Annotated in this window: 19 protein-coding genes; 11 read left to right on the top strand and 8 right to left on the bottom strand. The window is 75.1% G+C overall.

Annotated features, from left to right (window positions below):
* The first annotated feature begins 1 nt into the window (after position 1).
* Genes ASG41_RS11785 through ASG41_RS11775 form a run of 3 tightly spaced genes read left to right on the top strand, consistent with a single transcriptional unit; the run spans position 2 to position 1,871 of the window.
* A complete protein-coding gene (locus ASG41_RS11785; protein WP_056294316.1) occupies positions 2-283 on the top strand; it encodes a PqqD family protein in 282 nt (93 codons plus the stop codon).
* Entirely contained in the window at positions 280-705 is a 426-nt protein-coding gene (locus tag ASG41_RS11780; protein WP_056294314.1) for a lasso peptide biosynthesis B2 protein, read from the top strand. Before ASG41_RS11785 ends, ASG41_RS11780 begins: the two co-directional genes overlap by 4 nt.
* Positions 702-1,871 carry an asparagine synthase-related protein gene (locus ASG41_RS11775; RefSeq protein ID WP_056294310.1) on the top strand — a complete coding sequence of 390 codons (1,170 nt, stop codon included), beginning with the start codon at positions 702-704 and terminating at the stop codon, positions 1,869-1,871. Before ASG41_RS11780 ends, ASG41_RS11775 begins: the two co-directional genes overlap by 4 nt.
* Here the strand turns inward: ASG41_RS11775 and ASG41_RS11770 are convergent.
* Positions 1,864-2,691: a hypothetical protein gene (locus ASG41_RS11770; RefSeq protein ID WP_056294305.1), complete on the bottom strand. Its 828-nt coding sequence runs from the start codon at positions 2,689-2,691 to the stop codon at positions 1,864-1,866. The genes ASG41_RS11775 and ASG41_RS11770 overlap by 8 nt on opposite strands.
* A 109-nt stretch (positions 2,692-2,800) precedes the next feature.
* On the opposite strand from ASG41_RS11770, the gene ASG41_RS23600 reads away from it, so the two are divergent.
* On the top strand, positions 2,801-2,971 hold the full coding sequence (locus ASG41_RS23600; protein WP_157519298.1) for a hypothetical protein: 171 nt from the start codon (positions 2,801-2,803) through the stop codon (positions 2,969-2,971).
* Between the two features lie 44 nt (positions 2,972-3,015).
* Here the strand turns inward: ASG41_RS23600 and ASG41_RS11765 are convergent, their stop codons facing one another.
* Together ASG41_RS11765 and ASG41_RS11760 are read right to left on the bottom strand one after the other, a co-directional pair.
* The gene (locus ASG41_RS11765; RefSeq protein WP_056294304.1) at positions 3,016-3,654 is read right to left on the bottom strand and encodes a response regulator transcription factor; all 639 of its coding nucleotides are present in this window, start codon (positions 3,652-3,654) and stop codon (positions 3,016-3,018) included.
* On the bottom strand, positions 3,651-4,139 hold the full coding sequence (locus tag ASG41_RS11760) for a helix-turn-helix transcriptional regulator (protein ID WP_200938833.1): 489 nt from the start codon (positions 4,137-4,139) through the stop codon (positions 3,651-3,653). Before ASG41_RS11760 ends, ASG41_RS11765 begins: the two co-directional genes overlap by 4 nt.
* 108 nt (positions 4,140-4,247) lie before the next feature.
* Between ASG41_RS11760 and ASG41_RS11755 the strand changes: the two genes are divergently transcribed.
* Positions 4,248-6,026, top strand: coding sequence for an ABC transporter ATP-binding protein (locus ASG41_RS11755; RefSeq protein ID WP_056294297.1), 1,779 nt, complete (start codon positions 4,248-4,250; stop codon positions 6,024-6,026).
* 3 nt (positions 6,027-6,029) lie between these two features.
* On the opposite strand, the gene ASG41_RS11750 is transcribed toward ASG41_RS11755, so the two are convergent.
* The 3 genes from ASG41_RS11750 to ASG41_RS11740 all read right to left on the bottom strand — a co-directional run bounded on the left by ASG41_RS11750 (position 6,030) and on the right by ASG41_RS11740 (position 10,053).
* Positions 6,030-7,913: a DUF4832 domain-containing protein gene (locus tag ASG41_RS11750; protein ID WP_056294295.1), complete on the bottom strand. Its 1,884-nt coding sequence runs from the start codon at positions 7,911-7,913 to the stop codon at positions 6,030-6,032.
* Between the two features lie 123 nt (positions 7,914-8,036).
* Positions 8,037-8,636: a hypothetical protein gene (locus ASG41_RS24260; RefSeq protein ID WP_056294293.1), complete on the bottom strand. Its 600-nt coding sequence runs from the start codon at positions 8,634-8,636 to the stop codon at positions 8,037-8,039.
* A 34-nt stretch (positions 8,637-8,670) separates the two neighbouring features.
* Entirely contained in the window at positions 8,671-10,053 is a 1,383-nt protein-coding gene (locus tag ASG41_RS11740) for a polysaccharide biosynthesis tyrosine autokinase (protein ID WP_082556808.1), read from the bottom strand.
* Positions 10,054-10,295: 242 nt separating this feature from the next.
* Between ASG41_RS11740 and ASG41_RS11735 the strand changes: the two genes are divergently transcribed.
* From ASG41_RS11735 to ASG41_RS11725, 3 genes are read left to right on the top strand one after another with little or no spacing between them, the layout of a single operon-like run.
* Positions 10,296-11,285 carry a glycosyltransferase gene (locus ASG41_RS11735; RefSeq protein WP_157519294.1) on the top strand — a complete coding sequence of 330 codons (990 nt, stop codon included), beginning with the start codon at positions 10,296-10,298 and terminating at the stop codon, positions 11,283-11,285.
* Between the two features lie 29 nt (positions 11,286-11,314).
* Positions 11,315-12,367 (top strand): glycosyltransferase, encoded by a 1,053-nt coding sequence (locus tag ASG41_RS23985; protein ID WP_056294282.1) that lies wholly within the window; start codon positions 11,315-11,317, stop codon positions 12,365-12,367.
* The gene (locus ASG41_RS11725) at positions 12,354-13,604 is read left to right on the top strand and encodes a glycosyltransferase family 4 protein (RefSeq protein WP_056294276.1); all 1,251 of its coding nucleotides are present in this window, start codon (positions 12,354-12,356) and stop codon (positions 13,602-13,604) included. Before ASG41_RS23985 ends, ASG41_RS11725 begins: the two co-directional genes overlap by 14 nt.
* On the opposite strand, the gene ASG41_RS23590 is transcribed toward ASG41_RS11725, so the two are convergent.
* Together ASG41_RS23590 and ASG41_RS23585 are read right to left on the bottom strand one after the other, a co-directional pair.
* Positions 13,558-14,847, bottom strand: a complete 1,290-nt coding sequence (locus ASG41_RS23590) for an O-antigen ligase (RefSeq protein ID WP_056294274.1) — start codon at positions 14,845-14,847, stop codon at positions 13,558-13,560. The genes ASG41_RS11725 and ASG41_RS23590 overlap by 47 nt on opposite strands.
* Complete coding sequence (locus ASG41_RS23585; RefSeq protein ID WP_157519292.1) at positions 14,844-16,133, bottom strand: hypothetical protein; 1,290 nt, start codon at positions 16,131-16,133, stop codon at positions 14,844-14,846. Before ASG41_RS23585 ends, ASG41_RS23590 begins: the two co-directional genes overlap by 4 nt.
* A 201-nt stretch (positions 16,134-16,334) precedes the next feature.
* On the opposite strand from ASG41_RS23585, the gene ASG41_RS11710 reads away from it, so the two are divergent.
* The 3 genes from ASG41_RS11710 (at position 16,335) to ASG41_RS11700 (ending at position 20,013) form a co-directional block, all read left to right on the top strand.
* Positions 16,335-16,508, top strand: a complete 174-nt coding sequence (locus tag ASG41_RS11710) for a hypothetical protein (RefSeq protein WP_157519290.1) — start codon at positions 16,335-16,337, stop codon at positions 16,506-16,508.
* Positions 16,509-16,602: 94 nt separating this feature from the next.
* Positions 16,603-18,231, top strand: coding sequence for a hypothetical protein (locus ASG41_RS11705; protein ID WP_056294265.1), 1,629 nt, complete (start codon positions 16,603-16,605; stop codon positions 18,229-18,231).
* A 396-nt stretch (positions 18,232-18,627) separates the two neighbouring features.
* Positions 18,628-20,013 carry a sugar transferase gene (locus ASG41_RS11700; RefSeq protein WP_235564739.1) on the top strand — a complete coding sequence of 462 codons (1,386 nt, stop codon included), beginning with the start codon at positions 18,628-18,630 and terminating at the stop codon, positions 20,011-20,013.
* Positions 20,014-20,038: the final 25 nt, after the last annotated feature.

Raw genomic sequence — 20,038 nt, 5'->3', positions numbered from 1 at the left:
CGTGACCACTCCTGGATCGGACACGGAGATCAGGCTGCGCCCCGGCGCGGTCTCCTGGCGCGAGGCCGACGGCGAGGTCATCGCGTTGGACCTGGCCACCTCGGACTACCTCGGGGTCAACGCCGCCGGGCGGGTCCTGTGGACCCGGATCGCCGACGGCACGACCGAGCCGGCGCTGGTCGATGCACTGCAGCAGGAGTTCGGGATCGACCGTGAGCGCGCGGCGACCGACGTCGCCGCCTTCCTGGCGGACGCGCGCACCCGGGGGCTGCTCGAGGGGTGACCGGCTACCCCTCCCGGCTGCACGGGCCCGACCAGTGGCGCGCCTACCGCCGGGCTCCGTTGGTCGGGCGGTGGAGTCTGGCCAGCGCCCGTGGCGCCTGGTGGGCGCACCGCAGCCTGCGGTCGGCGCGCGCCGCACTGGCCCGGGACGGGGTGCAGGCGACCGTCCCGCCCCCGGCCCCGGCACTCACCGCCGGGGCGCGCCGCGGCGTGGAGTTCGTGCTGCGCCGGACCGAGCCGACCTGCCTGGAGCGCAGCCTCGTGCTGCAGACCTGGCTGGCGGCCCACGACGTGCCCTGCGAGGTGGTCATCGGCGTTGCGAAGACCGGCGGTGAGGTCAAGGCCCACGCCTGGCTGGACATCGAGGCCGGCGACGCCGTGGCCCAGACGTACACCGAGCTGCACCGGTTGCCCCCGCGGTGACCGCAGCCGCTCGCGGTGCCTGGCAGATGTCGCCGCTGGAGCTGGCGGCGGGCTTCGTGCTGGGCCTGGACCCCGCCGCCTCGCTCCCACCGGCGCTCCCCGGCACCCCGACCGCCCGGGTCGCCTTCGAGCAGGTCGTCCGCGAGGCCCTGCGACACGGGCCGTGCGTCGTCTCCTTCTCCGGCGGCCGGGACTCCTCCGCTGTGCTGGCGGTCGCGGCGCGCATCGCCCGCCGGGAGGGGCTGGCCCCTCCCGTCGCGGTGAGCCTGCGCTTCACCGGCGTCCCCGCAGCCGAGGAGACCGCCTGGCAGGAGAAGGTCGTCGCCGAGGTCGGGGGCGTCGAGTGGCACCGCGTGGAGGTCGACACCGAGCTGGACCTGCTGGGCCCCGTGGCGACCCGGGAGATCGAGCGGCACGGCGTCCTCTGGCCGGCCAACACCGCCTTCCACGCCCCGATCGCCCCCTTTGCGCGCGGCGGGACGCTGCTCACGGGTTTCGGCGGTGACGAGATCATGTCGCCGGGTTGGGCGTGGGACCGGCTCAACCGGGTGCTCACCCGCCGCGCCCGCCCGGCACCCTCCGACCTCGTCGAGCTGCTCGCCAGCCGGGCGCCGCACGCCGTCCGCCGGCGGGTCCTGGACCGTCGTCCCGAGCCCAGTGCCCCCAGCCCCTGGCTGCGCCCCGAGGTCGATGCGCAGGTGCAGGAGGAGTGGAAGCGGCTGCGCGACCTCGAGCCGGTGCGGCACGACCAGGCGGTCCTGCGGCACTGGTGGTCCTCCCGCTACGTCCAGGTCACCCGGCAGAGCCTGGGGCTGCTGGCCGCCGGGCACGGCGCGGCCGTCGCGCACCCCTTCAACGACCCCCGCTTCCTGCAGGCCGTGGCCCGGGAGCGGGGGCGCGCCGGACCCCTGCACCGCTCGCGGGAGACCATCCGCCTGTTCGCCGACGTCCTCCCGCGGGAGACGCTCGTCCGGGTCGGCAAGGCCACCTTCAACGGTGCGTTCTGGGGGCCTGAGACCCGGGCGTTCGTGGCCCGGTGGGACGGCTCAGGGGTCGACCACGAGCTCGTCGACGTCGAGCGCCTGGCCGCCACCTGGGCGGGGGAGGACCCCGACGCCCGCACCTGGCCGCTGCTGCAGTCGGTGTGGGCCGCGCACGTCAGCTGACCCGGCGCAGGTGCTCCAGCAGGACGTCGGTCGCCTCGGCCATCCGGGTCCAGTCGCGGGGCCGTCGCCACACCACGATCGGGAGCGCGGCCAGGTCGAAGAACTGCGCCGGGTCCGGGGGAGGGCCCGGGAGCGCCCGGTTGACCATCAGCACCGGCAGCCGTGAGGTCAGCGGCACCGGCGTCACCGACACGTCGTCGTCCCACAGTGGCAACACCCAGCCGGCCAGCGGGGCGGCGGAGGCCGGGGGCAGGGTCACCCGCCAACGATCGCGTCGGCCGACCCTGCCCAGTGCCTCCCCGATGCCGAAGTGCTCGGCCGCCCCCTCGCGCAGGTCGATCGACGCCGGGCCGGGCAGCACCTCGCCGTCGGCGATCACCACGACGTCGTCGGTGAGCACCGGCAGGCCGAGCACGTGGGCCTGGGTGAGCAGCGAGCTCTTGCCGGAGTCCCGGGTGCCGAGGACCCCCCAGGCCCGGCCGTCGAGGTCGATGGCCCCCGCGTGCAGGGCGTCGCGGTCCAGCCATGCCGCCGCGGACGCCATCACACGGGCCAGGTACGGGTGCACCAGGTGCTCGTGGGGGATCTCGCGGTCGGTGACGTAGTGCGCGGCCATCCCGCCGCGGTCCAGCCGCACGTGCCCTCCGCCGCCGCTGAAGGGGATCGACCCGGGGTCGTCCGGCTCGGCGTCCAGCGACTGGCCCGCCGACGGCCGGCTCTGCGTCACCCGCAGGGCGGGCGCCTCCGGCGCCACCGACCGGAGCAGGTGCGCGGCCTCCGTCAGGTCCGGCAGCGCGAATCCGTAGCAGCCCAGCCTCATGTGTCACTCACTCCCCGTGCGTCCCGAGTCACCTAGGTGATGCTGCTCGGTGCCTCCCGGCCGGTCGGGACCATACGGTCTCCCTACACCTGACGAACGGGAGAACACCTTGCTCGAGAACACCTACGCTGCGCCCGCCATCACCACGATCGGCTCGCTGCACGACATGACCCTGCAGTTCAAGTCCTTCGGCGCTGCCGACGGCGTCATCCTGGTCATCCCGGGTGTCGGCAACATCGCCATCGGCGAGTCGGACGAGAACGGCAACGTCTCCAACTGACGGGCTGCTGGCGGGTGCGTGAGCACCCGCCGGCGCACCGCTGCTCACGCGAGCAGCCCCAGGTCCAGCGCTCGCTGGACCGCCTGGGCGTGGCTCTTCACGCCCAGCTTCACGTAGATCCGCGACCGGTGGGCGTCCACGGTCCGCGCCGACAACCCCAGCTCGCGGGCGATCGACTTCACCGGGTCGCCGCTGAGCATGGCCTGCAGCACCTCGGTCTCCTTCGCGGTCAGCTCCGGCCGGCTCTCCGCCCGCGCCTCCCGCCACTGCTCCAGGATCAGCGTGGCGATGCCGGGGTGCAGGGTCGCCCCGCCCGCGGCCGCGTCCTGCACCGCCGTCCACAGCTCCTGCGCCCGGCACTCCTCGAGCACCAGGTAGCCCGACGCGCCGCGCAGCAGCAGCTCGGGGACCAGTCCGGCCGAGGCACGGTTGCAGACCACGAGGACGCGCGCGGACGACGCCAGGGCCAGGGGCATCACCTCGGCCAGTGGCACCCCGGCGATCGTCGTGCCGGCCACCACGACCTGCGCACCCGCCGCGCACCGGGCCACGACCTCCTCGGGGTCCTCGGCCACCTCGACGGCGGCCAGCCCGGCGGCGGACTCCAGCAGGCTGGACCGGAGGACCGACCTGACGAGCCGGGACCCGCCCGCGACGACGACCGACAGCGGTGCCCCGCTCACCGCAGTCGCCCGCCGGTGAGGTCCACCCCGGCCGCCCGCAGCGCGTGCGCCCGGGACACCGCCTCGACCTGGGTGGTGACGTCGAGCTTCTCCATCGCCCGGCGCCGGGCGTTCTCCACGGCCTTCGTGCTGATCCCCAGGTCCTCCGCGATCTCGGTGGCGCTGCGGCCCCGGGCGATCCCCTCCAGCACGACGGCCTCCCGCGGGGAGAGCGGCCGGTGGGTGAGGTCCACGTCGTCGGCGTCCGCGGGGTCCGGCGCGGTGGCGACGCCGGGGGAGTGCAGCTGGGCGAGGACGCCGCCCGGGTCGTCGACGCCGACGTCCTCGAGGCTGACCTGCCGCGCGGAGACCAGTCGGTTGTGGGTGGGCCCCACCCACACCACGTCCTCGTCCACTGGCGCGGGCACGTCCGACCAGGCCGCGTAGACCGCCTGCACGTGCACCCCGTCCAGACCGTCGATGACGGAATGCAGTCGATCCCTCACCAAGGGTCGCGGGTCCACGACAGCGACCACCAGCGGGGCGTCCGCCCCCGACGGGTCGCCGTCCGACATGCGCCGAAGGCTAGACGAAGCCGCCTAGGATCGGCCGTCGTGCGGCTCCCCCGAACGGTCACAGCCGTCGCAGGACTCCCGTTGGCCGGTGCGGTCCGCACGGTGTGGCGGGCGGACCGGCGCGGCACCCTCACCGCCGGGTCGCTCCAGGTGGTCGGTGCGCTCAGCGGCCTCGGCCTGGTCTTCGCCAGCCACCTGGCGCTCTCCGCGATCCTCGAGGACGGCGCCGGCGCGTCGGGTCTGGTGCTGCCGCTCGTGCTGCTCGCGGTGACGACGTCGGTCTCGGCGTCGGTCGGCGTGCTGCAGGGCCTGCAGCAGCGGCTGTTGGGCGAGCGCGTCTCCCAGCACGTGTGGCGCGAGCTGCTCACCTCGTGCGCGGCCGTGGACCTGCTGACCTACGAGTCCACCGCCTTCCTCAACCGGCTCGAACGCGTCCGCGGCAACGCGGTCAGCCGGCCGCTGTCGGTGGTGTCGGCGCTGTTCAGCGTCCTGGGCAGCCTCATCGGGGTGGTGGCCATGACCGCCTCGCTGGTCGCGGTGGCCCCCCTGCTGGTCCCGGTGCTGCTGCTGGGCGCCGTCCCGGCGGTGCTCGTCTCCCGCCGGGTGGCCAAGGCCGAGTTCCGCTTCACCCGGCGGGCCACCGCCTTCACCCAGAAGCGCGCCTACCTGAAGTCCCTGCTCAGCCACCGGGTCACCGCCGCAGAGCTGCGCGCCTTCGACGCCGCCCCCGAGCTCATCCGGCGACACGACGGTCACGACGCCGAGTACCTGGCCCTCCTCGAGAGACACGTCGCCGCACGGCGCAGGCAGGCACTGGCCGGGCTCGTGTTCTCCGCCGTCGCCCTGGCCGCGGCCCTCGCCGTCATCGTCTGGTTGGCCTCCAGCGGACGGATCAGCCTGCCCGACGCCGGTGCGGCGGCGATCGCCGCCCGCTTGCTCGGTGGGCAGCTGAGCACCGCGTTCCGGTCCTTCGGCCGGCTCGTCGAGTCCGCGCCCTTCCTCGCCGACCTCGCCGCGTTCCAAGCCGACCACCCGCCGCACCCGGTCGCCGGACGGCGCCACGAGCTGCGCGGTGCCCTCACCGTCTCCGGCGTCGACTTCACCTACCCGGGGCAGGACCGGGCGGCGCTGCAGGACGTCACCTTCAGCGTGCCGCGCGGGCAGGTGGTCGCCCTGGTCGGGGAGAACGGCTCGGGCAAGACCACGCTGGCCAAGATCGTGGCCGGGCTCTACACCCCGGGGGCGGGCTCGGTGGACTGGGACGGCCGGCCCCTCGGCGAGGACGACCTGCGGGCCAGCTGCAGCGTCCTGTTCCAGGACTTCCTGCGCTACATGATGAGCGTCAGCGACAACGTGGCCATCTCCGACACCTCCGTCCCCCGGGACGACGCCCGGGTCCGCCAGACGATCGACCGGGTCGGGGTGGGCGTGGCCGTCGACCGCCTGGACAAGGGGATGGACACCGTCCTGGGCGTCGAGCTGGAGGAGGGCGCGGACTTCTCCGGCGGCCAGTGGCAGCGCCTGGCGCTGGCCCGGGCGCTGTACCGGGACTCCTCCGTGGTGGTGCTCGACGAGCCCAGCGCGGCCCTGGACCCCCGCGCCGAGCACGAGCTCTTCCGCGACGTCCGCACGGTGCTGGACGGCCGGGCGGCCGTGCTGATCTCGCACCGCTACTCCAGCGTCCGGCTCGCCGACCTCATCTACGTCATGCACGAGGGGCGGATCGTCGAGAGCGGCACCCACGAGGAGCTGGTGGCCGCCGACGGCCGGTACGCCGAGCTGTACGCGCTGCAGGCCGAGGGGTACTCGGCCGCCTGACCCTCAGACCACCGACACCGAGGAGACCGGGTACCAGCCGTCGGTGCGCGAGGTGGTCAACGGCAGCTGGATGCGGTCGCCGTCGGAGGCCTGTCGGACCCCGACCATCAGCTGGTAGCTCCCGCGGGGCAGGTCGGGCAGCACCGTCGAGGTGGTCAGCTGGTGCTGCTCGCCGGGCAGCCACTCCGACACCGCCTCGCCCTGCGCCCAGGTGTGGACGACGGTGCCGTCCGCCCGGGCCAGTGCGTACGTGACGTCGAAGACCTGGCCGGTGCGTGGGTAGGCGCGCGCCGTCCCGGAGTTGGTCCAGTCGGTGCGGACCGTCAGCGGGGTCGCGGTCGTGACGACCACCGGCGCCTCGACGGTCCGGCAGACGTACCGGTAGCCCAGGGGACGGACCAGCTCGGTCAGCGCGGCCCGGTCGAAGACGACGGCGTTCTCGTGGAAGTAGGAGGCGCCCAGGCCGCGCATCGTGGCGGCGGCCTCGGCCATCGTCCCGGCCGGCGGCGGGCCGATCGCCTCGAAGAGCACCGGGGCGCGCTTCCAGAGGTCGGTGATGCCGTAGCCGATGCGGGACAGGAGCGACAGGGTCGCGTCGGGCCCGAAGAGCGCGTCGTTGCGGAAGCCCACCTGTGGGTGGTTGATCAGCACGTACCGGGTCGAGGACCACATGCCGCCGTAGGGCATCAGCAGCTGGGTCCGCTGGAACCCGCGGTGGGAGTACGCCAGGGTCGTCTCGGTGCGGCCGTCGGGGGCCAGGACCCGGGCGGTCCCGCTGCCACCGGTGAACACCTGCACCAGGTGCCGGCGGGTCGAGGAGTCGATGCTGTCGTTCTGCCCGACGGCGTCGGCCAGGTCGGTGTATGGGTTGGCCTGCCACTCGTTGAACAGCCCGTACCCGGAGATGTCGATGAAGGCGATCCGCGGGTCGCCGTCGTACCGCGCTGCCATGGCGTCGACGAAGCGTCCCCACTCGGCCTGGTACACCCCGGAGCGGTAGTCCGGCTCCAGGTCCGCGGTCGGCCGGATGATCGCCCCGGCGGCCTCGACCCAGGCCGGGACGCGGTTCACCCCGTAGGGCGCACCGCTCATCGTGTAGACGCGGAAGGAGGCCTGCCGGCCCGCGGCGGTGGCCTGGGACAGCAGCGTGTCGACCGGGCGCCAGTCGTAGACCCCGCGGGACGGGTTCAGCGACTCCCAGTCGAAGCCGCCCTGCTGGGGGTGCTCCCCGCGCCGGTAGTCGGTGGACTGGGGGAGTGCGCCGCTGGTCGCGGTCCAGCCCTGGTAGCCCATCCCGGGGTTGGCCAGCAGCGCCGAGGTCTCCGTCAGCTGGGTCACGTGGGTGACGACGTTGGGGCCGGGCTGCTCGTCGGTGGTGGGCACCACCGGGACGGCGACGCCGGGGGACTCCTCGGCGGCCGCGGTCGGGGCAGCGGGGTCGGCGGGGTCGCCTGTCACCGGTCCGGCGGGGTCCGCCGGGGCTGCGGGATCCCGGGCGCCGGCGTCGTTCGCGGAGGGGACGTCGTCGACCTGCGTGAGGGCCCCGGCGGCGGGCGCCGGGAGGGCTGTGGCACCGGGACCCGAGGGGTCACCTGCGGAGCCCGGTCGCCCGGCGGGCACGGGCACGCCCGGCGGTTCGGCCACGGGCAGGTCCGTCGCGGTCGTGGTGTCCGTGGCTCGGGCACCGACCGAGGCGCCGTCGGCCCCTGGCCAGGAAGCCACCTGGAGCACCAGGCACAGGGAGCAGACGACGAGGACGACGCGGGGGACGACGTGGGCCGCGCGGCGGGCCAGCAGGCCGGTGAGCGGGCGGGGCCAGAGGAGGGGGGCGCCCACGGCGACCACGGCCAGCGTCACGGCGGCCGAGAGGGCAGCGACAACGGGCATGCCCCTTCCTCGGCACATCGGGTGCGCCGGTTGAGGGCATGCTGCCCGATCTCCGCCTTCCGGGTGACGCGCCACGACCTGGCATCGCGGTGCGACCGGTCACGGCGGCACCGCCGGCCCGCTTCAGCCGCGAGCGGGCGCCAGTGCCTCGAGCACCGGCAGCAGCGAGTCGGCGATCACGTCACCCACCTCGACGTGCAGGTCCAGGGGGCCCTCCACGGGGTCGGGGACGTCCGACGGCGAGCGGACCGGGCGCACCTGCCGGGCGGCATCCAGGGCTTGCGCCAGGGCGCTGCCCGGACGGTCCGCCGGCGTCCGGGGAGACGACGTCGCGCCGGGCGTGTCGGCACCCAGCAGGGTGGCAGCCTCGCGGAGCAGGAACGACCGGGCCGCGGCGCCGGGGTCCAGGTTGACCACCCAGCGCCACTGTCCGGTGGTCATGGTCAGCACCAGGTCGGCCGCGGCCACCAGCGGAGCGGTCAGCTGGCGGGCGGCGAAGCCCGAGGGTGACCCGCCCAGCCCGGCCAGGACCTGCGCGCTGAGCGGGTGCACCCCCGCGCCGACGACCGCGTGCGTCCCGGCGCTGGCGACGACGAGGTCGCCGTCACCCCGCTCGTCCAACACGGCCCGGGCCAGTCGCTCGGCCACGGGGGACCGGCAGATGTTGCCCGTGCAGACGAAGAGGACCGTCGTCCGCGCCGCACGGCGGCGTCCGGTCAGCACCGGCGTGCCCCGGACCGGTCCCCGGGGACGCCGGTCACCCGGGTGCGAGCCGGTCGGCGTCCGCGGCGTACGCGGACCCCGGGCCGTAGCCCCGGGCGACGCTGGCGGCGGCCTTGGGGGGCACGACGTTGAGCACCACCCCGAGCACCCGTCCACCGACCCGGTCGACGGTCTCGCGGGCCTGGCGCACCTGCTCCTTGTGCGTCGCCCCGTGCCGGACCACCAGGACCACGCCGTCCACCGCCACCGCGAGCCCACTGGCGTCGGCGACGGGGAGCAGCGGGGGCGCGTCGATGACCACGTAGTCGTGGTCGGCGCGCAGGGCGTTGAGCACGTCGGTCATGTGCGAGGAGGCGAGCAGGTCGCTGGGGTTGGGGGGCATGGGGCCGGCGGCGATGAGGGACAGCGAGCCGCCCTCCAGCGGCTGGAGGACGTCGACGAGACCGGCCTGCCCGGCCAGCACGTCGGTCAGGCCCACCTCCCCCGGCACGCCGAGGTAGCGGGCGGCTCGGGGACGGCGGAGGTCGGCCTCGACCAGGGCCACTCGACGGCCGGCTGTCGTGAGGGTCAGCGCCAGGTTCACCGCGACGACGGACTTCCCCTCGCCGGCGACGGCGCTGGAGATCATGATGACCTGCGGCGGGCGGTCCACGTCCAGGAACTGCAGGTTGGTGCGCAGCTGACGGAAGCCCTCCGCCGTGCTGCCCTGGTCGTCGGCGGCCAGCGTCGGCCGGGTCTGCAGCGAGTTGTCGCGCAGCACGATGCCCACCAGCGGAGCCCCGGCGAGCTCGGCGGCCGAGCCGGGGTCGCGGACCGACCGGTCCAGCTGCTGCCGCAGGACCGCCGCGGCGCAGCCCAGCAGCAGCCCGGCGAGCAGGCAGCCGGCCACGTAGACCCACGGAGCCGGGGAACTGGGCTCGTCGGGCAGGTCGGCCGCGTCGGTCACGGTGACGCGCACGGGGGAGACCCCGTCGGCGCCCGGGGTCTCCAGCTCCTGGACCAGGGCGATGAACTCCGAACCGAGGGTCGCGGCGACCCGCTGGGCCAGCTCCGGGTCCCTGTCGGTGACGTCGACGTCGATGAGCACCGTGTCCACCACGGCCTCGGCGGTGACCTGCTCGGTCAGCTCCCGCGGCGTGCTGTCCAGGCCCAGGCGGTCCACGACCCGGCCGGCGAGCTCCTCACCGGTCAGCAGCCGCGCGTAGGAGGAGACCCGCTGCTGGGAGAACTGGCTGCCCTGGAAGACGTCCGAGGCGTTGGCGCTCTCGGTCGTGGAGACGAAGAACTGGGTGTGCGAGGTGTACTCGGGAGCACGCAGCAGACCACCGGCCAGACCCACCCCGCCCAGGAGCATCGCCCCCAGCAGCGGCAGCCACCACCGGGAGCGCACCGCCCGCAGGACGTCCCTCAGATCCACGTGTCCACCCGTCCGTCGTCCTCGCCGTCACCGGTCGTCGGCGGGCGTCCTGATTAACCCACAGCCCGGAGCCCGCCACGGGTGACCTCACCCCGTCTGGTGGCTCTGCGTGGCGGCGCACCACTCCTTGGGGGGTGACCTCTGCAGGATGGTCCCGAGCCGGGCCCGCGGGCGATTACCGTCCGGATCCGGGCCGCACGGCTCTGCGCGGGTGCATCGACGGACGGGGGGTGGGAGTGGACGTGGCTGCCAGCACGCACAGCGCTCCCCGGGTGCCCCCACGGCCCGCCGGCGGCCTGCACTTCGACGGCCGCCGGGTGGTGATGGTCGCGTCCTCCGGTGGCCACCTCTTCGAGCTGGACGTGCTCAGCCGCGCCATGGACGTGCACCCCGACTCGCTGTGGGTCACCTTCGACTCGCCCCAGACCCGCTCGCTGCTGGCCGGCCGGCGCGTCCTGACGCTGCCCTACGTCGCGCCGCGCGACCACGTCGGCGTCCTGCGGGCCACCCGGGCGCTCACCCGGGTGCTGCGCGAGGAACGCGCCGAGGCCGTCGTCAGCACGGGGGCGGCGGTCGCGGTCTCCGGCTTCCTCGCCGCCCGCCGCTCCGGCATCCCGGCGCACTACGTGGAGAGCGTCTCCCGCACCCACGGCCCGTCGCTCACCGGCCGCATCGTGTCCGGCCTGCACCTGGCCACCCTCTGGTCCCAGCACCCCGGGTGGGCCGGGGGCCGCTGGCACGAGCACCCCAGCGTGATGGCGGAGTACGCCGTCGTCCCGGCCGAGGGCGTCCCGCCCGCCCGGCCCCGGCTCTTCGTCACCGTCGGCACCATCCGGCCCTACCGGTTCGACGCCCTCGTCGACGCCGTGCTGGCCACCGGCCTGGCCGACGAGCACACCGTCTGGCAGCTGGGCTCCACCACCCGCGACGACCTCCCCGGCCGGGTCGTGCCCCTGCTGGACCCGGCCGAGCTCGAGGACTGCGTCCGGGCGGCCGACGTCGTGGTCACCCACGCCGGGGTCGGCTCCGTGCTGGGGGTCCTGGAGCAGGGCGTGGTCCCGGTCGTGGTGCCCCGGCGGGCCGCCCGCGACGAGCACGTCGACGACCACCAGCGCGAGATCGCCGCCCTGGTCGCCGACCTGGGCGTGGCCGTCGTCCGGGAGGCAGGGGAGCTGGACGCGGTTGCACTCCGCGCCTCGCTCGGCCGCCGCGTCCGCCGGACCGCGCCCTGACCGCGCCCACCCCCCGGTGGTCGGTCCTGGTGGTCACCGACAGCCTGGACACCGGTGGGCTCGAGCGGGTCGTCGTCGACGTCGCCTCGGAGCTCTCGGCGCGCGGCCACGACGTCACGCTGGCCGCCGCTGCCGGCGGAGCGCTCTGGGACGACGTCCCGGCCGCCGTCCACCGCCGGCACCCGCCCGCCGGTGGCGGTCTGCCGGGCCGGCTGCGGCGGGTGCTGTGGCTGGTCCGGCTCGTCCGCGCCGGGCGCCCGGACGTCGTACACGCCCACCAGCGCGGGGTGGCGCTGGTCGCCCGTGCGGCCCGCACCGGTCGACGCACCCGGGTGGTCGAGCACGTGCACAACGTCTTCCCGGCCCGGTGGTGGACCCGCCTCCCGTCCTTCCGCGGCGACCACCTGGTGGCCTGCAGCGCCGCGGTGGCCACCATGCTGGTCCGCGACTTCGGGCGACCGGCCGAGCGGGTGACCACGGTGCTCAACGCCGTGCCCGACGTGGGCGCGGCACGGCAGCGCGTGCTGCCGGTGCTCCGCGCTGAGACCGTGCCGACGGTCCTGGTGGTGGCCCGGGTCAGCGCCCAGAAGGACCCGCTGCGCTTCGTCGCGGCCGTGGGCCTGCTGAACGCCGAGGGGCCGCAGGTGCGGGCACTGTGGGCGGGTGAGGGCGACCTGCTGGACGAGGCGCGGTCCGCGGCGCAGGCGCTCGGGCCCGACGGACCGGTCTTCCTGGGTGCGCGGACCGACGTCGCCGACCTGATGGCCGGGGCCGACGTGGTCGCCCTGACGTCCCGCTGGGAGGGTCTCCCGCTCGTCCTGCTGGAGGCCGCGGCGCTGGGCCGGCCGCTGCTCGCCCCCCGGGTCGGGGGGTGTCCCGAGGTCGTGGTCGACGGCGTGAACGGCCGGACCTTCGACGTGGACGCCGACCCCGCCGTGGTGGCTGCGACGCTGTCGGAGATGCTGCGGCCCGACCTGCTGGCCGCCATGGGCGCGGCCAGCCGCACCCGGTACGAGGAGCACTTCACCACCGAGGGCCGGGTCCTCGCGATCGAGAGGGTCTTCGCCCGTGTCCTCCGCTGAGTCCCCGACCGCCGACCCGACCGGGACCGCCCCCCGGCCCCGGGTGCTGGCGGTCAGCACGTTCTTCCCCTGGCCCGTCGACCACGGCGACGCCGTCCGGAGGTCGATGGTCCTGCAGGCCCTGGCCGAGTCCGCCGAGCTGACCGCGGTCTGCGTGGACCGGCCCGGGACGACGGCCGCCGACGAGGTCGCACTGCGGGCCGCCCTGCCCGGGGCCACGGTGCACCGGCTGCCGCTGCGCCGGGCGCGGGTCACCAGCCTGCGGGCACGGGTGGCCCGCACGGCCCGCGGCCTGGCCACGCTGACCCCGCCGTGGGTCTACCGGCAGGAGGCGCCCGGCCTGGAGGAGCTGCTGGCGCAGGAGGCCGCCACCGGGCAGTACGACGTCGTCGTCCTGGTCGGGGAGCCGGCCGGCCCCGCGGCCCCCTGGGCCCGCCGCGTGGCCCCCCGGGTCGTCTGGGACAAGTCCAACGTCCTGACGGCCTCCGACCTCGACGCGCTGCGCACCGTGTCCTCCCTGCTCGGCCGGGTGCGGGCGCTGACCACGCTGCCGCTGTCCTGGGTGTTCGAGCGCCGGGTGCTGGCCGCGGTGGACGAGGTGTGGGTGACCTCCCGGGAGGAGGACGACCGGCTGCACCGGGTCTTCGGACGGCGGTCCCGGCTGGTGCTGCCGTCCACGGTGGCGCCGCGGTCTCCTGCCGCGGGGCTGGACCCCACCAGCCGCACGCTGCTGTGGGTCAGCACCTTCGGCTACACGCCCAACTGGGACGGCCTGCTCCGGTTCCTCGACGCGGCCGGGGGGGCCCTGGTCGCCGGCGGCTGGACCCTGCGGGTCGTCGGCGCCGGTGCCACCCCGGCGCAGGAGGCCCGACTGCGGGCCACCCCGGCCGTCGACTACCGCGGTTTCGTGGCTGACCTGGCCGAGGCCTGCTCCGGTGTGGCGGCCGGCGTCGTCCCGGTGTGGGCGGGGGCCGGGGTGAAGCTGAAGACGCTGACCCTGATGAGCCTGGGCGTCCCGCTGCTGGCCACGCCCGTCGCGCTGGAGGGCATCGGCCCCGAGGCCGCGGCAGCCGTCCCGGAGACCCCGGCCGACTTCGTCGGGGCCCTGGCCGCGCTGCGCCCCGAGGACCTCATCGCCGCGGCGACCCGGGCGGCGGCCGTGCTGGAGGACCGCTTCACCAGCGAGGCCTTCACCGCCGGGGTGCGGCGCGGTCTCTCCCCGCCCCCGCGGGACTGACCTCGGCGGCTGCGGTCGGCGTCCGCCGGCGCTCGGTCATCGTCGCGGCGGTGACCAGCAGCAGCAGGCCGTAGTAGGACACGAAGGACTGCTCGGCCACCCCGTAGAGCAGCAGCAGGGTGGTCACCGCGAAGGCCCACTGCGGAGCCGCGTCCAGGTCCGGTCGCGCGATGGCCCGGGTGGCGCGGGTGAGGGCGGCCAGTGCCACCAGCAGGACGAGCACCAGCCCCACGGCGCCGATCTGGGCCAGCAGGTCCAGGTAGGAGTTGTGCGCGTGCGGGAACTCGAAGTGCGCCCGGTCCCACATCCGCTCGGTGAGGGGGACCCCGGCGACCCACAGGGCGCCCCAGCCGTGCCCCGTCCACGGCCGCATCGCGATGGTCGGTTCGACGGCGGCCCAGATGACCGTCCGCCCGGTCAGCGTGTCGTCCCGGCCCAGTGAGCCGGTCACCAGCGTCAGCAGGGCCGCGGCGTTGAGCGCGGCGGCCACGGCCGTCAGACCGGCCAGCGCGATGACCGTGCGCTTCACCGCCGCCGACCGGCGCCGCAACACCAGCAGGGCGCCCAGCAGCCCGGCCGACGCCACCGTCACGACCAGACCGGTGCCGCTGCTGGTCAGCACCAGTGCGGCGAACACCGCCGCCAACCAGGCGAGCGCCCCGCGCCGGGCCCGGCCGGCCGGTGCGGTGGCCGCCACGACCATCAACGTCAGCACCCCGACGGCCAGCACGAACGCCGCGCTGTTGCGCTGCACGAACACGCCGCGGAAGGCGCCCTGCTGGTAGGCCACCTGCTCCCGGCCGATCGTCGGCACGGCCAGGTAGACCACCCAGCTCAGCGCCGTCAGCACCTTGGTCGTCAGCGCCAGGGCCCACAGCACGTCAGGGGCCCGCAGGGACCGCACGAGCGAGGTCACCGCCAGCACCGTCGCCCCGGTGACCAGCACCCCGCGCACGGTCAGCGGCAGGCTCACCGACCACCCGGCGCTCAGCACGCACCACCCCAGGAAGGCGGTGACCAGCCACGAGGGACGGGCCAGGCGCAGCTGCCACCACGTCACGGCGAACGCCCCGACCCCGACGGCGAAGACCACCGGACCGGAGGAGGGGAAGGGCTGCGCCGCCGTCACGGTGAAGACCAGGGCGAGCAGCTGCGCGGCCCGCCGACGCCGCGGCCGGGCGGCCGCCGTCCTGGCCGGGGCCACCCGGCCGGACCACGCGGGGACGGGTGCGGGGCCGCTCACCGGTCCACCTGCTGCGCGCGCGGCGGGCGGGCGAGGACGCCGACCCACACCAGCGCGGTGACGACGGAACCGCCGGCCAGCGCCCAGGTGCCCGCGTGCGGGCCGGACAGCACGGTCGCGACACCGGTGGCGACGAGCATCCCGGGGGCCAGCACCGCCCGCCAGGCCACCTGCCGGGCGACCAGGCCGGTCGCTCGCAGGGCGATGCCCAGGCAGCCGCCGGCGACGCCGCCCACGGCCAGCAGGGTCAGCGGCGCCACGTACTCCCGCGCCGTCTCCCAGCCCTCGCCGACCACCACCTCGGCCCAGCGGACCGGCAGCAGCTGCAGCACCACCCCGTAGACCACGAAGCAGAGCGACGCCCCGACGGCGACCACCGAGGCCAGCCGGACGGTGGACCGGTGTCCGCGGTCGGCGTGCCGGGCCACCAGGACCGGTTGCAGGGCCGACAGCAACCCGGTGGTGACGACGGTCGCCACGCCCAGCCAGATCTGGGCCTTGCGGATGTGCCCGATCTCGTCGGCGCCGGCGAGCACCGCCACGAGGAGGAGGGCGCCCTGGGCGGTGGCCTGGGTGAGCAGGAAGTCCAGGAAGAGCGGACGGGAGAGCCCGCGCACGTCACGGTGCCACCGGGAGCGGCCGTGCCGCATGCCCAGGCCGTCCCGCCCCCGCCGGCGCAGGGCGACCGCGGTGCCCGGCAGCGTGGCCAGGGCCCAGACCGCGGTCGCCGCGGCGGCGTCCAGCTCGAGGACCGCCGTGGTCACGGCCAGACCGACCAGGGCGGTGACGGTCCACGTGGCGTTGTTGGCCAGCGCGAACTGGCTCTGGCCGCGGGCGTACTCGATCCACCGCAGGTGGTCCTGCAGGCAGAGCAGGGGGAGGGCCAGCGCGGCGACGACGAGCACCGGGACCACGCTCGCGGGGAGGAGGCCGGCGAGCCGGGCGGTGAGCGTGCCGGTCAGCACCAGCAGGGCCACGGAGCCCGAGACGGCGAGCACCGACCTCGTCGAGCGGCGGGGGTCCACGGCCGGGTCCTGGTCGGCCGCACCGCCCCGGCTGCGCAGCACCAGGACGTCGCCGTGGACGCTGCGGCTCGCGGTGGTCGCCAGCAGGAGCACGAGGACGACGGTGGCGAAGACGCTGAACTCCGCGAACGGCAGGGCCCGTGCGGCCACGATGCTGACCCCGAGGTTGCCGATGCTCGACACCCCGGCGTCCACCAGGCCGATGGACAACCGCCCGGCGACCCGGGCACCCGGCGTCGTGCGGCTCGTTCGCGTCAGCACGTCCCCCCGCCCTCCCGTGACCGGGCTCCGGCACGGTGGCGGCCCGGTCGGTGATGCTACGACCCGCCGGGGGCCCGGGGCAGCCTCCGTCATCCGCCCGGGGGAGGCGCTCCCGGGGTCCCGGCCCCGCCGACGTCGTCGAACTCATCCGCCCCAGGACTTCACAAGTGCCCCAGGAGTGCCGAACACCACGACGTGGTCATGACGGTGCTGCTGGTCGGGTGGGTGCTCAGCGCGGTGGTGCTGGGCCTGGTGGTCGGCGCCGTCGTCCGGGCCGCCGACGGGTGGGCCGCGGGTCCGGACTGGTCGGTGCCCACGCTGGCCGGGGCCGACCGGGGACAGGTGCCCACCCCGCACCGGGGCCACCCGAGCTGAGCTGCCGGTGGCTCACCCGGACGGGGGACCCGGCTCAAGTCCGGTCCCCGGCGGGTCGACGACCTGGACACCGTCTCCTGCCCTGAGGTCGCTGATGCCCTGGAAGACCGCCGCACCCCGGCGCCCCCGTTCCGTCGGGGTCGTGCTGCTCACGTGCGTGCTGCTCCTGTGCACCGGTGGGGCGTCCGCGGGCTCCGCCGGCGACCCCGCGGTGACGTCCGCCCCCGGCGTCTCCACCGACGTCCTCCCGGGCGGCACGGACCCGGGCGGGCGCTCCTCCACCGACGACCCCGCCGAGGAGCCCACCGGCGCGACCGGCCGGCTGCCGGGTGCGGACCCGGCGTCCACCGGTGACCCGACCACGGCGACGGCCCCCCTCCCGTCGGGCACCATCCCGACCACGACCCCGGTCGCACCTGCCGGCGGTCGCACGCCGACGCCCGACCCGGCGGCGGTCGGCTCCTGGGCCACGCCCGCCGGGGACCGGGCACCCGGCTCCGTGGACGGCACGCTCCCGGACGGCGCGCCGACGGAGGGTGCCGTCTGGTGCCAGGTCGTGCCGGTGACGTTCTCCGGCGTCCGGGCCGACGGCTCGGTGCCGGTCGGCGCGGCGACCATGACCGCCACCCCCTCGGTGACCGTCGCCGGCCGCTCGGTCGACTGGTCCGTGGTGTCGTCCGGCCGCGTGGTCGGCAGCGGCACCAGCACGTTGGGCCCGACCGGCGGCTTCAGCACGCCCGTGACGCTCCCCTCCGGCCCGGCGACGGTGACCACCGCCCTGCGGTTCTCCGCCGACTCGACCAGCACGTGCCCCCCGTCGGTCGTCACCGTCTCGGTGTCCTCGCCCCTCACGTGGGCCTCCGGGGGCTCGGGGCCGACGGCGGCGGACGGTTCGTTCGCCGCGTGGCGCGGCACCCCGACCCAGATCGCCGGGACCTGGTGCGACAACAACCAGGCCATGCTCGGGCTCTGGCAGCTGCGACCCGGCTTCGAGCTGGGCGCCTGGCAGGGCGACCTGGACATCGCCGTGGGGGCCATCGGCCCCGGCGAGTCCTGGGCGGCCGCCGCGACCGGGGCCTACGACGGGCGCTGGCGTCAGTCCCTCACCGAGCTCCGCCGGCTGTGGTCCGGGCGACCGGGTCAGCTGTACATCCGCTTCGCCCACGAGTTCAACGGCAACTGGTACGACTGGTCGGTCACCGGCGCGTCGGTGGCGGACTTCCGCGCCAGCTGGATCCGCTACCGGGCCCTGCAGCAGGAGGTCTTCCCGGAGTCCGACCTCGTCTTCTCGCCCAACAGCGAGACGAACTACTGGTCCGACCTCGACTGGCGGACCGCCTTCCCGGGGCGGCAGTACGTCGACGTCATGGCGGTCGACTACTACAACATGTGGCCCTACACCGGCACGGCCGCGCAGTTCGACGCCGCGTCGCTGGCCTACGACCGCTGGGGCGCGCCCCGGGGCCTCAAGCGGCACCAGGAGTTCGCCGCCTCGGTCGGTCTCCCGTTCGCGGTGGCGGAGTGGGGCAACAACGCCGAGTTCGGTGACTCACCGGCCTACATCGAGGGCATGAACGCCTTCTTCCGGGCGCACGCGGGCCGGGGCCCCGGTCAGCTGGTCTACGACATCTACTTCAACGTCCTGTGGGACGGCAACCCGTTCGCCCTCTACCCGAGCACCAACGCCCCGGGAGCAGCGGAGGCCTACCGGCGGGTGTTCTGAGCCCAGGAGCCGCGACGCGCCGTACCGCGTGAGTAACGTCACCGGTTCGTCTCACAGGGAGTGATCACGCTCAGCCGCATCGACGGCGGCGTGTCCTACAGATGCCCATCCGATCGGGCACACAGAGTGAGGGTTGAGACGGAGCGTTCCCCATCTGGGGGAGGCCTTCACCCGAAAGTGCAGCACGGAGAGCCTCTCAGGCCGATACCTTCCAGCTGACCACCGGGTGCAGCTGCCCGGGTCACGTCGGCCGGGATCTCCGGCCGGCTCGTCCGTGGGGGGAATCGCTTGTCTGTGCTCGACACGCCCGACCGGGCCACCGGCCGCTCTGCGTCGCCAGGCCAGCACCGTCTCGATCGCGCCAACGACGCAACCACCGCGCGACGCTCCTGGCGGGTGGCCTACGTCCGGCGGATCATCGCCCTGGACGCGGTCTGCGCGCTCCTGGCCGGGGTCATCGGCCACGTCTTCCGCTTCGGGCCCGCCGACGACGGCGTCGACGTGCCGGCCACATCGAACTGGTTCCTCGTCGTGCTGCCGGTCGTCTGGGTCGTCGCGATGTCGGTGGCCCGGACCTACGAGCCGCGCTTCCTCTGGGTCGGCCCGGAGGAGTTCCGCCGGGTCTTCTTCGCCGCCGCTCTGCTCCTGGCCGCCGTCGGCACGGTCTCCTGGGCCTTCAAGCTCGAGGTCGCCCGCGGCTACGTCGTCATCGCGATCCCGCTGGCCGCCGCCCTGACGCTGGCTCAGCGCTGGGTCCAGCGTGACCGGGTGCACCGTCAGCGTCGCGCCGGCCGCCTCGGGCAGACCGCCCTGCTGGTCGGCCACCGCAACGGCGTGGCCGCCCTGCGGGCACAGATCGCCCGCGAGTCCCAGCACGGCTACCAGATCGTGGGCTGCTGCCTGCCCGGTGGTTCCGGCGGCACCTTCGACGGGCTGCCCGTCCTGGGTGGCCTCGACGACGTGGTGGCCGTGGTCGCCCGCCACCAGGTGGACACCGTCGCCGTCCTGCCCTCCCCGGAGCTCGAGGGCGCTGCGCTCCGGCGCCTGGGCTGGGACCTGGAGCAGACCGAGGCCGAGCTGCTGCTCGCACCGGCGACCACGGACGTTGCCGGCCCGCGGGTCAACATCCGTCCCATGTTCGGCCTGCCGCTGATGCACGTCGAGCGGCCGGAGTTCTCCGGTGCCCGCCGGATCGTCAAGGACCTCTTCGACCGGACCGCGGCCCTGCTCATCGTCGCGGTGCTGCTGCCCCTGCTGATCGGCATCTCGCTGGCGGTCAAGACGACCAGCCGCGGGCCGGTCTTCTTCCGTCACGAGCGGGTCGGCCGCGACGGCCAGGCCTTCCACGTCCTGAAGTTCCGCAGCATGGTCCCCGGCGCGGACACCGGCATCGACGCCCTGCGTGAGCTCAGCGAGGGCAACGCCGTGCAGTTCAAGATGCGGTCGGACCCCCGGGTCACCCGTGTCGGTCGCGTCCTGCGTCGCTACTCGCTGGACGAGCTGCCCCAGTTGTTCAACGTGCTCACCGGCTCCATGTCGCTGGTCGGCCCCCGCCCGCACGTGACCGCCGAGGTCGAGCAGTACGGCTTCGACATGCGTCGTCGTCTGCTGGTCAAGCCCGGCATCACCGGTCTGTGGCAGGTCAGCGGCCGGTCGGACCTGTCGTGGGACGACACGGTGCGACTGGACGTCCGCTACGTGGAGAACTGGTCGCTGACGATGGACCTGATGATCCTGGCCAAGACGGTCGGTGCCGTCGTCCGCGGGTCCGGGGCGTACTGACCCACTGCTCGACCACGACGGGTGC

This window comes from Modestobacter sp. Leaf380 (assembly GCF_001424485.1).
Lineage (GTDB): Bacteria > Actinomycetota > Actinomycetes > Mycobacteriales > Geodermatophilaceae > Klenkia.
Note: the sequence above shows the minus strand (reverse complement) of the source record. Positions and strands in the feature narration are given on the sequence as shown.